The following is an 11,643-nucleotide window of genomic DNA, read 5'->3' as shown; positions in this document are numbered from 1 at the left end:
CCGGCTCGACCGGCGCACCGCCCACGTGCCCCGTATTTCCGTTAGCCTCCCGTCTGGTCCTGGCTCGCGATCAGGCGTGCTCCGCATGCCAGCAAGTCGCCATCGCATGCGGCGACTTGCCCGTCGAACCGGGCGTGGCCCGACACCGTCGCAATGAAGGTCAGGCCGTGAATCTCGCAAATCGCGGGATCGTGCAAGCGTGCAATCGCGCGCCCGTTGATTCGCGAGTTCGGCGCCCCGGACACAACGCGTCCGCCGTGGCTGTGCACATCGCCCTCGATGATGTATCGCTTTTGACCCATGACATGTCGATCCGGTCCGTCAGAAATCCCAGCTGAACGTCTGCGGATGCGCCTGCCGCGACGCGGCGTCTGGCGGCGTCAGCATGACGATCGTGGCATGCAGCGGATCCCGCAGGTTGATCAGTGCGCTCGTCTTCCCGTCGCCATAACCCATCATCAGCGCCAGCGCGGTCTGGACCCAGATCGAGCTCGTTCCGGTGTCGCCGCCGATACGGCGTTGCATGTCGAATGCGTCTTTCGGATCGTCAATATCGACGTGCTGCGGGTTGTCGTGCAGCGACTGCACCAGCAACGCGAGATTGGCGGTCGAGGTGCCGGTGTCGTAGAACATCCGTCCCGGCTGCTCGCCGGGCGCAAGCGTGCCTACTGCCTGCTGCCAGCCGGCGCGGATCTTTTCGATTCGCTCGCCCTTCTTCAACGGCGTCCCGTGCCCGTTGCTCAGGTCGACTCGCACCGGTCGATGCAGATTGGCCAGGACCGGCCATCTGTCGTATTCCTTCAACTGCCACGTGGTCCAAGGAACTGGCACCCACGGGTTCGGCTTGAAGCCGTCCGGCATCTTCAGCGACGCGGTCTTCCAGAACTCGGGGAGCTTCGCCTGCCAGTAGTCCACCGGCATCTCCTTTGCACCCTTCTTCCAGTAGGCTTTCTGAAGCTGCCAGAAATAATTCCACAGCTTGATCACGTCATATCGGGTCTGGGTGTTGTCGATTGCCTCTGGTGCGTCCACCACATATGGACGAATCAGTCGGTCAACGCGATCCTTTCTCGTCACGAGCAACGCAACGTAACTGTCCGGATTCTTTGGTACGAAGTTTCCATCTTTTGTGGACAAACCCAGGTAATCGGCACCCGGAGTACCCAAATAGGATCGCGTGTTGATTCCATCCTCAACCAGCAACACTACTGCTGGCAAGTCCGGCTCGCGGTCAAAAATATCAAACGCTCTAGAGACCACATCGTCCCCGTGCGCAGTGTGTATTTCATCGAGTCTCATATAAAGGGTATTACCAATCCCCGCCCCGTTATCCGCACTGCTGATGTGGGTTGCCATGCGGTCCGCATCCGGATCACTCTCGTTTCGCGGCGGCCCGGCCACTATCACGGGAATCGGCCAATAATCGACCCATCCGCGCAACGTATAGCCGAAAACGTTGTTCTCGCGCTTATGTCCCGCAAAGCTTCGATCACTACTCGACCACGGATATTGTTTGGGATCTTGCAGGAGCAACGTTCCATTGGCCCCTGCCTCGTCCAGCCGCATCAATAGCGCACGCTGGCGAAACCGGTCAACGGCGACGCCAAAGCGTCGTATCTCCAATGTGAACCGTGCGTCCCGGGATCCGTCCCCTGCAATGACCGCTTCATTTGCGCTGGAGGGACGAGCAGCAGCCGGCGTGTCTTGAGGCGGCGAGTCTCTACGCAACGAGGCACCATAGGCGATACTGACGCCTGCCGCCAACAATAGCGGCGGCAAGATCAACAGCGACAAGCGTCGATACATTGCAATATTCCCTCCCAAAAATCCCTCCCTTCTAACAACAAATTCAAAGACTGCAATCCATAAGAGAGTTATGATTGCGAGTGCAATCAGAAATATTCGTGAAGCCGGTGGTCGTGTGACGTTTGTCGTAATCATGGCGCATCAATTTGTCAATGTACCGATCGTGCTTCTTTTGCATCTTCACTATTTCGATCTTTCCTGGTTTCACTGACCACACCGTCAGGAAAATCCTTGGGCACAATATCATTTTCCGGGAAAACTCCGCTTTCGTAATAGCTGCAATTGGCTTTTACTATGTCGGACGTTACGGAGTCGAGTTTTTTGCCGAGTTTTCTCTCGGCTTTTACTATATCACTCTCCGGAAGTCTCCAATCAGCAATAGCCCGCAGGAGTTTTGCCCAGTCCGGATCGTCCAACACACGCGCCTGGCCGATTGACACATCGTACGCGGTCGCACATCGGTGATTTCTACGACCGCTCATGACCGCCGAGTGATATGAGCTTTCTCCCGGATGCTTATTCATCAGCCGAACCTTGGCTTCGTTTAGCGTCTCCTGCCGATAAACGACGATGTGTCCCGGCGACGGCGGTACCGTCGGTACGATCCGACCTACCTTGCACTGATCGTCGGGACCCTTGCCCGCATTCAACGAGGCCTCCACCTCTGCGGGCGTGGGCAGCTTCCCATCCCCGCTCGTTGGCCAGTCGATGATTTGTGCGGGCAATGGCTGCAACGCACCTTCGCCACTGTTCGTGCTCAAGGCAATTTCCGCTTCGAGCTGGTCAATGGATTGTTTGCCGGGAGCATGCTCGCCGGCATTTTTCTTCGAGAGCGGCGTTGCCTCCGTTCCAGGCAGCACATTGCCTTCCATTTCGGGATCGAACGGTGGCGTCAATGCTTCACCATTGATATTGCGCTCGGTACCGACGCTTACCTGCGTCGACTTCACCCATGTCGTGAAGCCGCCGGGCAAGCCATGGGATGTTTCGCCCTTTTCCCGCATCGTAAAGTTTCCCGGCGGCGTACCAACCTGAACTGGCTTGCCCTGCCGCAGACGCCGGGTAAAGACACGCTGCCGGAAAGCCGCCGACAACAGGTTGATTTTTTCAGGTTTGCTTCCCGGCTGCGCTGCACGCACGTCAATGGAGTCGGGCAAACCGGAACACCCCATGCCATTGACGCCGCGCAGACCGACGGTCGCATCCTCCGGGCTGAAGTACATGTAGATTTTTCCGCGATTGTCGCGTTCGGCAAACACGACACATTCGTTACCTTGCGGCCCGCTCAGGCGCGTCGCCTGCGCGGGATCCCACGTTGGGCCGACGATGCCAAAATTGTCCCGTCCTGGCTCGAACTTCAATTGATCGAGTGGCGGCGTCGGATATTTGCCGCTCGCCACATGCCCGGCCAGGTTTGCCAGGGTCTTTGCACGCGCGTAAGCCGTCTGCTGCTGGTCCCCGCGTTGCAGCAGCCGATCCATGAACTCCTCGCTCAAGCTGTAGGGCGAGTCGATCAGGACCAACGTGTCAGCAGGACGGTCAGCCGGGCCACACTGGTTTGGAATCAGCCCCTCGACGAGATAGGCCTGGGCGAGCAGCGATATCAGCGTGCCCTGACTGTGCGCAATGATGTTGACCGTCCCGTCCGGGTCGATAAGGCGGATTTGCCGCACCAATGCCGCGAGCCGCCGAGCTGCCAGCAACATGTAATGCCGATTTTCCGCCTCGCGAAGCGGGTGCGTCGGGTCGCCCTGCATCCGGTCGAGAATTTTCGTCGTCATTCCCCCTTTGAAATTCGAGTCGAACATGTCGGGGATGTTGTTGGTCGCATTGGCGAAGAATCCGCCGTTGCGCGCGCGGTGCTCATCGAGGCGGTTGCCGAACCGGTCGACGTACTGGCCGTTGACGGTTTCCTTATTGGGGTCCCGGGGCAAATCTTCCTTCCCGACGCGTAACCCCCAATAAAACGGAATCAACGGGCTCCTTGTCTCTTCGCTTTCCTGCCGACGATAGATGACGTCGTCCATGTTCTTCATCATGTCGGCAACGCTCACCTGGCTCGGGTCGTTCGCCATGCGGCCGTGCGAGTACTCCGCGCCCTTGAAATCGGTGCGACCGAGGCGGTCGTTCAATCCCTCGCACAGTCCGCCTTCGACCGTGCCGAAATCCGTTCCAAGGTCATTCACGCCATGGATCAGGATCGTCGTGCACGGGAAGCGATTTTGTACGTCGGTATTGACGAACGCATCCTGCGGCCGGTTGCAATTGAGAATCGCCTGATGTTCGCCGACGATCCGGGACGACGAGGTTGTAGTATCGGACATGATCGCCTGCCTTAAACGTCGAAAACCTGAATGTGTGCTATGTGCATCGCGTCGCTCGATGCCAGCTCCGTCATCCCGTGTGCATCCGAGACCCCGTTAATGACCTGGCCATTGCGCAGCGTGATCTTGTACGGGCGATTCGGCACGGGATGCGTGCCGTCGTCACCGTCGGTGCCGGGGTACCGCAAGCGGAACTTCTGATCGGCACCGGCGCGATTGAAGGCCGGCGGCGCAACGTGGTCCGTGTTCGGGCCGACGAAATCATGTCCCGCCGTGTGCGCGGTGAACGCACCGTCGGAACCGACCTCGACACCGCCACCGACTTTCACGTAGCTTCCGTCTTCCGCGACGAGCCGGATCGACTTGCCCGAGATCAACACCTCGTCGCCGACCGACATGATCTGGATGCCCTTCTGGGCAGTCGCCGAAAGCGTGTCCTGTTGCGCCTGCAAGACCACTGGGCCTTCACCGGCAATCGCGCGGACGCCTTCTCCGCGCCCGAACAGGTGGATGCCCTGGCCAGCCGTCGTGATCACGCGCTGACCACCGGCGAATTGCAGGTTCTGCCGCGCGATCTGATCGATGTTCTCGCCGGCGTAGGTCACGTAAGTCTTCGGGGTGATATTGAGCGCACCCGCCTTTGCGCCGAATGCCATCAGCGCCTGAGAGTCGCCTGCGTCGGCGTTCGACGCACGATCGTCGCCTGAAGCGTGGCCGCCCGGCGTCCATCCCTTGAAGGCGGTCACGACAGCTTGCTGCCCCGTCGCATCGGTCGCCGTGCCGCCGTGCTGTCCGGCGTAATCTCCCAACGCCTTGAACAGCTCCGCGCATTCGCCGAGCAACTCGACGAGTTCATCGCGGTCAAGCTGTCCGCCGCTCGCCTGTGTACGCGCGTAAGTCGTCAGAAGCATCCCTTGCGCCGCGCGCAACGCGGCTGCCGCGTCCGTGCGCAATTCGGCGCCTTGGCCGCGGTCTGCACCCCGTCCGTCGTCGCGTGGTTGCGTCAGGTAGCCGAGATTCAACTGGCTATGCGCATGCTCCGATGCAAGCTGCGCGCTGATTTGCTGCGGTGTGTCGTCGAGACGAAGCTGGTTGTAGCGCTGCCCCTTGATTTCCTTCGTCTTGATACCGGACAGAAAGCGATTGCCCGGCAGACTGCCCGTATGAGTGAAGCTCGCCGGCATGTTCGCGCCGTTTGCCAGCACGCCGATGATGACCAGCCTGTCCGGATCCCCGCCGAGGCTCCCGAGCAGAACTTCAGTGCCCACCCGCGGCAAGAAAGTCTCGCCGAAATTCGGCCCGGCCAGACTGGATGCCACGCGGATCGGTGCGCTATCGCTCTCGTTGCTGTTCGTTCCGGCACCCTGCGCATGCGCATGATCGCGGGAATCCTGACCGAGAATCTGCACGAACACGCAGCCATTCTCGTCGCAACTGACCTCCTCCCCCTCGACCCCGACCACGCGTCCGGTGATCAGCGGCGTCGGCGGGAGATCGATCTTCGGATCATAAAGCGGCGTGAGCGGCGTGCCGCGCGGCACGCACGAGAATGCATTCTCGTAGCGCGTATCCTGCCCGGACGGGTCGCCATCGGTCATCGTTCGCGGCCGTTCAAGCGTATGACTAGCGGCGAACAACGCCTGCGCACGCTCGTTCAACCCTTTGGGCAGATTGTTCCAGACCTCGTGGTGCAGCGACGTGATCACGAATTGCTGCGTGTCGGACGAGAGCATGCCCCACTCGTCATCTCCGGCAATCGTGATCCACGACCCGACTGCGAGGTCGCGAATGCCGCTTACGCCGTCGTATCGGACCGCCTGCGCTTCGTGAGCCAGAATGCGGTCTTCCGTCATCCGCTCGTGGTCCGCCCAAGAATCCGCCATATGCGGGACGTCGATCACGATGTCCGTCAGCAATTTCGCGAGATCGTTAGCCGATTCGCCCTGATCGATTTTCGTCGATGCGCTCGACTGGTCCACGCGGGCATAGCGGTAGTCCCACGAAGGTCGAGCCGATTCCCCTGAAATCAGTTGCTGGCGCATGGTCAGCGCGGTGATGGTGTCGCGCTGTTCCGTTCCGGCATCACGCGGATGAACGCGGACCGTACCTGCGGTGCACTCGCTCAGTTTTTGCGGGTCGTCGCAGAACACCAACGTATGCACGGGAGGATCGCCGTCTTTCGTCTCGCCGCTTGCCCGTCCGGCGCGCACGAACATCGTGATGCCGTCGCGGCGCGCGATTCGGGAGATGAAACGGGCGTCGGTTTCGTTGACCTGGCGTACGAAGGACCGACTTGGATAGCGTGATCTGTCGAGTTGGGACAGGTCGAACTCGAACGCCTGTGCGAGAGCCACGCTGCGCTGTCGCCATTCGCTCAGGACGATCCCGAGTACATCGACAACGCTCACGTGACGGAAGATGCGAGAGTTGGTGCGCTTTTGCAGCAGGTTCACCGCGTCGATCACGGTGAACTGGTAAACCGTCAGTTCCCCGTCGGTCCGCCCGATCTGTACGGCGCTGACGATTGCATTGATGGCATGCACTTGCCCGCGATCGGTAACTATACCGACTGAAACCGGCGTACCGATGAAAAGCTTCGGAGACAGATCACTCTGTTGCGAAATGCAGGTCAGGTAACCGTTGATGCCGGTCATCATGCTTTCGTGGATGCTCGCGTGCTGCAACGCGATTTTCGACTCCAGCGCATGCTGCGCCTTGCCCCAATTCAGCACGACGGGCCGCTGATTCGCATCGATTCCCGATACGAAATTGCGAAACGACTCTCGGATATTCACGACGGTCTCTCAGTTTGATTCGTTATCGGCCGCCGAATGTTGCTTCTCTATAGAAGGCTGGCAGTTCCGCGCGATTTTACCAAAACATCACACGAAGGTAACAATGTCATAACCCCATTGGCAATTTTTTACATTATTCGACGAAGAACACTAATTTCGGCCGCGCCGGTCCGCGTTGGGCGCGCCCTCACATCACTTCGCGAGACCTGGTGCACTCAGTCGGCGCCGAACCCGTAACCATACCCGTCGAGTCTGCGACGTCGATCCCTCGCTGCCGTATCACAGCACCGATCCTCATGTAAGTTCGCAAAAAAGTCATCTCGACGGTCCATGCAAATCAATGGCTTGGTTACTTTTCTGCGAATTCCCTTGCGAGGAAGTGACAGAAAAGTCGACCTCTGAAAAAGGAGAATCCAATAACTCCACAATCCGAGACAGGGGAATGCCATACGGCGAGACGGTTCCGCTAAGCCGCATCCCAGCTTCGATGCTCTGCCGGGTCGAGGTACACGGACCGAAAGTACATTCTCAAGTGCTATAGACGTGCGTATGGTGTCTTATCAACAGCCAAGCGAGCTTCATACGCACTCGGCGTAGTCACGCTCCCCTTGCAGTCATTGTCGAGGCGCCCGGTCGATGCAGCCGCGCGTGCCTATATCGACGACGCCATATCGATATCGATTACGGCGAGGCTGGGCGGCAATCCGTTCGAGCAGCCGCGCTTCGTTCGTTCAGTTATCCAATTCATCAAACGCGTAACCGCACCGGCGCGTTGCGGGGACACGGTCGTCGCAAGCGGCATGAGCCTGCATGCCGGCGGGCAAAACGGCATCTCGTTGTCGTATTGCTCCCTCTCCTCCGCGTCACCGGCACTCGTCTGACTCCAATAATCTCCCTTGACACCCTATCTTTCGATATATATCTTTAGATATGTTTTACGATATATAGGACACGATCATGCGACACAACCCCTCCCGCGGCCATGCCCGATGCGACGGTCATGGTGCGCATGCCGGCCCTGACTGGTTCGCCGGCCTCTGGCACGCGATCGGCCGCCACCGTCGCGGCCACGACCCGTTTGGCGGCGGCGGTCCGTTCGGCGGCCGTGGCGGACGCGGCGGCTTTGGCGATTTCGGCGACGACGGCATGCCGCGCGGCCGCCAGTTCAGCTCCGACGATCTCCAGTTGCTGCTGCTCGCGCTCGTCGCCGAGCAGCCGAGCCACGGCTACGAGCTGATCAAGGCGCTCGACACGCGCTCGAACGGCTTCTACAGCCCGAGCCCCGGCATGGTGTATCCGGCGCTCACGTATCTCGAGGAAGTGGGCTTCGTCGCGTCGCAGGCGGAAGGCAATCGCAAGCGCTATGCACTGACCGATGCCGGCCGCGCGCATCTCGACGCGCAGCGCGAACGCGTCGACACGCTGTTCGCGCGCCTCACGCACCTCGCCCGCAAGATGGAATTCATGCGCCGCGCGTTCGCCGGTGAATCGGCGGGCAGCGAAGCACCGGACGACGCACAGCCCGGCTGGCTTCCTGAGTTCGTCGACGCGCGTCTCGCGCTCAAGCGGGCGCTGCTGCACAAGAGCGCCGCCGATGCCGACGAACAGCGGCGCATCGCGGCGATCATGCGCCGCGCGACGGCCGAAATCGAAGGCGGCACCGGCGCGTAATCCGCGCCGCCTCGTCAAAACCTAAGGAGTACGGATTGATGCAGAACACATCCGAGCGCACCGTGACCCGCGTGCGCCATACCCTCAAGTTCCGCCTGCTGCAGGTCGTGCGCGTGCACGCCGTGACGCCGCATCTGCTGCGCGTCACGCTCAGCGGCCCCGACCTCGCTGATTTCGAATCGTCGTCGTTCGACGACCACGTGAAGGTGTTTTTCCCGCCGCCCGGCGCCGAGCAGCCCGCGATGCCGACGCTCGGCGCGAACGGCCCCGAGTTTCCCGAAGGCGAACCGAAGCCGGTCGCGCGCGACTTCACGCCGCGCCGCTTCGACCGCGCCGCCTGCGAACTCGATCTGGAATTCGTGCTGAATCATCCGGGCCCCGCATCGCAGTGGGCGGCGCAGGCTCGCGTCGGCCAATGGCTCGGCATCGGCGGCCCGCGCGGTTCGTTCGTGGTCCCGATCGATTTCGACTGGCATCTGCTGATCGGCGACGATACGGCGCTGCCGGCGATCGCGCGGCGTCTCGAGCAGCTGCCGGCCGGCGCCCGTGCGGCGGTCGTGCTGGAAGTCGCGGATCGCACCGCGCAGATCTCGTTCGATACGCGCGCCGACGTGCATGAAATCTGGCGCTTTCGCGCCGAAGCCGACGCGGCGGACGGCGACGCCCTGCTGAATGCGGTGCGCGAACTGCCGCTGCCGTCCTCCGGCGACGGTTATGTCTGGGCGGCGGGTGAAGCGCAGTCGATGCGCGCGGTGCGTCTGCACCTGACCGGCGAGCGCGGCATCGACAAGTCGCGCATCCGCGCGGCGGCATACTGGAAGCGCGGTGCGGCGGCCGTGCACGAAACGCTGGAAGACTGACGCGAACGGGCGCCCGCGCATCGGCGGGCTTGGCATCGGCGGGGCGGCTGGTATATATGTATGTCTGCGACGCCGCTGTCGGGCGACAGCCGCCGCAGCCCGCCCAGGAGCGCCCGGTCATGACAAGAGAAAGCCACGCTTCGCCTTTCCTTCGCCACCTGAAGATCGCCGGCTATTGCAGCCTGGCGGCCGTCGTGCTCGCGCTGTTCGTCGCGATGTGCGCGATCCTGAAGGAAAGTTCTCTCGAACGCGACGCCGCCCGGCACCCGGGCGAAACGCCCGAACTGCACGAAGCAGGCGACGGCACGCCGGCATCGGCCGACGCGGTCAAGACGCCCGGTTGATGGCGTCCGGCCCGCACTTCTCCCGCTTGGTTCTCTCAGGGCGTGCGCTCGCGCCCCATCATCACCGCGTGCACCACGTCGCCGATCCGTTCGAGCAGCTCGACCACGCGTTGCCCGTACAGGTGCGCGGCCAGCGCGCCGGCCGTGCCGACCAGCACGCCACCGGCCATGTCGAACGGCCAGTGCACGCCCGCATACACCCGACCCCATGCAATCGCGACGGCCATCGCAGCCATCACGAACCCGGTCAGCCGCGTGGTGCCGGCGAGCATCATGCCGACGGCGAGACTCCACGCGAACGTCATGTGATCGCTCGGAAACGAGCTGTCCGGCACATGCGGAATCAGTTGCGTGCCGACGCCGGCCATGAACGGCCGCGGCGAAAACCAGAAATGCCCGAGCACCTGCGCGAGCGCCAGCGCCACGCATGTGCCGACGCCGGCTTCGATCGCCTGGCGCCGCGTCGGGCGTTCGCCGAAGATCCAGGTCAGCAGCAGCATTGCAGGCAGCGCATAGACGAGCCAGTCGGCGGCGAAGATCGCGAGGCGGGCAACGCCGGGGTGCGGCGCGGCGCCGGCATTGATGGCGGAAAACAGGGTGAGATTGAGGTTCTGCATGAATCCGGTTGCGTGGGACGTAATGAGTGGACCGGCCGTGCCGGTCGGAGGCAAACGATGCTAGGGCGCACCCGCTTAAGCGTTGCTTAATGCGTCGGCCTACCGGTGATCAGGGCCGGCCCGTGCGCCGCGCGCGAACGCACTTAGAGCCCGCACTGCAACACAAGTTCACACAATTGACACATCCGCGCGCGACCGTCTCCCGTAAAAACTCACCAACCATCCCGTAAAGCCTCACCTTTTTCACATCGTGGTGTCGTTGATGCGTGCGAACTTCGGACCGTCAGGCGCCAACCACCCCCGTTTGTGCCACCCGCCTCAATATTTAGGCGGCAAATGAATCGAAATCGGCAACAATTAATTCCATATGCGGCATCGCACAACGGCGACGCACAGGCATACGATTACGACCAATCATCCACGAAGCGATCAACACCAAGGAGTCCGCATGAAAATCAGCGATGTCCGATCGAACGCGTTTGCGATGCCGTTGACCAGCCCTGCTTTCCCGATGGGGCCGTACCGTTTCGTCGATCGTGAGTTTTTGATCATCACGTATCGCACCGATCCGGACCGTCTGCGCGAGATTGTCCCCGAGCCGCTGCAGATCACCGAGCCGCTCGTGCATTACGAATTCATTCGCATGGCCGATTCGACCGGCTTCGGCGACTACACCGAAAGCGGCCAGGTGATCCCCGTCGAATACAACGGCCAGGCCGGCGGCTACACGCTCGCGATGTATCTCGACGATCACCCGCCGATCGCCGGCGGCCGCGAGCTGTGGGGCTTCCCGAAGAAGCTCGCGTCGCCCACGCTGCACGTGAACACCGATCACATCCTGGGCACGCTGGACTACGGCAAGGTGCGCGTCGCGACCGGCACGATGGGCTACAAGCACAAGGAACTCGACATCGAAGAGCAGGCGAAACGCCTCGCCGGCCCGAACTTCCTGCTGAAGATCATCCCGCACGTCGACGGCACCGCACGCGTGTGCGAACTGGTGCGCTACTACATGCAGGACATCAAGATGAAGGGCGCTTGGACGGGCCCCGCGTCGCTCGAGCTGGCGCCGCACGCACTTGCGCCGGTGGCCGACCTGCCGGTGCTCGAGATCGTCGAAGCCCGCCACATCGTCGCGGATTTGACACTCGGCCTCGGCGAAGTCGTCTACGATTATCTGGCTCAGTAACACGTCCGCAGTCCTTTCTCCCTGTCAATCCTTTCAC

At 61.6% G+C, this 11,643-nt stretch carries 9 protein-coding genes; 4 read left to right on the top strand and 5 right to left on the bottom strand.

From position 1 onward, the window contains the following. Nucleotides 1-41: 41 nt before the first annotated feature. The 4 genes from LMA02_RS30290 to LMA02_RS30275 form a co-directional block, all read right to left on the bottom strand. Complete coding sequence (locus tag LMA02_RS30290) at nucleotides 42-302, bottom strand: PAAR domain-containing protein (protein ID WP_027790130.1); 261 nt, start codon at nucleotides 300-302, stop codon at nucleotides 42-44. A 19-nt stretch (nucleotides 303-321) separates the two neighbouring features. Further along, entirely contained in the window at nucleotides 322-1,806 is a 1,485-nt protein-coding gene (locus LMA02_RS30285) for a type VI lipase adapter Tla3 domain-containing protein (protein WP_228908706.1), read from the bottom strand. A 149-nt stretch (nucleotides 1,807-1,955) separates the two neighbouring features. Then, the gene (locus LMA02_RS30280; RefSeq protein WP_228908705.1) at nucleotides 1,956-4,130 is read right to left on the bottom strand and encodes an effector protein Tle3 domain-containing protein; all 2,175 of its coding nucleotides are present in this window, start codon (nucleotides 4,128-4,130) and stop codon (nucleotides 1,956-1,958) included. Nucleotides 4,131-4,141: 11 nt separating this feature from the next. Then, nucleotides 4,142-6,925, bottom strand: a complete 2,784-nt coding sequence (locus tag LMA02_RS30275; RefSeq protein WP_228908704.1) for a type VI secretion system Vgr family protein — start codon at nucleotides 6,923-6,925, stop codon at nucleotides 4,142-4,144. A gap of 957 nt (nucleotides 6,926-7,882) precedes the next feature. Between LMA02_RS30275 and LMA02_RS30270 the strand changes: the two genes are divergently transcribed. The 3 genes from LMA02_RS30270 to LMA02_RS30260 all read left to right on the top strand — a co-directional run bounded on the left by LMA02_RS30270 (nucleotide 7,883) and on the right by LMA02_RS30260 (nucleotide 9,800). Beyond that, nucleotides 7,883-8,596, top strand: coding sequence for a PadR family transcriptional regulator (locus tag LMA02_RS30270; RefSeq protein WP_228908703.1), 714 nt, complete (start codon nucleotides 7,883-7,885; stop codon nucleotides 8,594-8,596). Between the two features lie 38 nt (nucleotides 8,597-8,634). Next, nucleotides 8,635-9,456: a siderophore-interacting protein gene (locus tag LMA02_RS30265; RefSeq protein ID WP_228908702.1), complete on the top strand. Its 822-nt coding sequence runs from the start codon at nucleotides 8,635-8,637 to the stop codon at nucleotides 9,454-9,456. Between the two features lie 119 nt (nucleotides 9,457-9,575). Then, nucleotides 9,576-9,800 carry a hypothetical protein gene (locus LMA02_RS30260; RefSeq protein ID WP_228908701.1) on the top strand — a complete coding sequence of 75 codons (225 nt, stop codon included), beginning with the start codon at nucleotides 9,576-9,578 and terminating at the stop codon, nucleotides 9,798-9,800. A gap of 35 nt (nucleotides 9,801-9,835) precedes the next feature. Here the strand turns inward: LMA02_RS30260 and LMA02_RS30255 are convergent, their stop codons facing one another. Continuing rightward, nucleotides 9,836-10,417, bottom strand: coding sequence for an undecaprenyl-diphosphatase (locus LMA02_RS30255; protein ID WP_228908700.1), 582 nt, complete (start codon nucleotides 10,415-10,417; stop codon nucleotides 9,836-9,838). Between the two features lie 448 nt (nucleotides 10,418-10,865). Here LMA02_RS30255 and LMA02_RS30250 point away from each other — a divergent pair, with 448 nt between their 5' ends. Then, nucleotides 10,866-11,606, top strand: coding sequence for an acetoacetate decarboxylase (locus LMA02_RS30250; protein WP_006755415.1), 741 nt, complete (start codon nucleotides 10,866-10,868; stop codon nucleotides 11,604-11,606). Nucleotides 11,607-11,643: the final 37 nt, after the last annotated feature.

The organism is Burkholderia sp. B21-005 (assembly GCF_020843965.1).
Lineage (GTDB): Bacteria > Pseudomonadota > Gammaproteobacteria > Burkholderiales > Burkholderiaceae > Burkholderia > Burkholderia ambifaria.
This window is presented reverse-complemented; position numbering and strand designations above follow the sequence as displayed.

Coding starts and splice junctions, on each gene's coding strand:
- LMA02_RS30290 (WP_027790130.1), bottom strand. CDS start 302: ATGGGTCAAAAGCGATACATCATCGAGGGCGATGTGCACAGCCACGGC.
- LMA02_RS30285 (WP_228908706.1), bottom strand. CDS start 1,806: ATGTATCGACGCTTGTCGCTGTTGATCTTGCCGCCGCTATTGTTGGCG.
- LMA02_RS30280 (WP_228908705.1), bottom strand. CDS start 4,130: ATGTCCGATACTACAACCTCGTCGTCCCGGATCGTCGGCGAACATCAG.
- LMA02_RS30270 (WP_228908703.1), top strand. CDS start 7,883: ATGCGACACAACCCCTCCCGCGGCCATGCCCGATGCGACGGTCATGGT.
- LMA02_RS30265 (WP_228908702.1), top strand. CDS start 8,635: ATGCAGAACACATCCGAGCGCACCGTGACCCGCGTGCGCCATACCCTC.
- LMA02_RS30260 (WP_228908701.1), top strand. CDS start 9,576: ATGACAAGAGAAAGCCACGCTTCGCCTTTCCTTCGCCACCTGAAGATC.
- LMA02_RS30255 (WP_228908700.1), bottom strand. CDS start 10,417: ATGCAGAACCTCAATCTCACCCTGTTTTCCGCCATCAATGCCGGCGCC.
- LMA02_RS30250 (WP_006755415.1), top strand. CDS start 10,866: ATGAAAATCAGCGATGTCCGATCGAACGCGTTTGCGATGCCGTTGACC.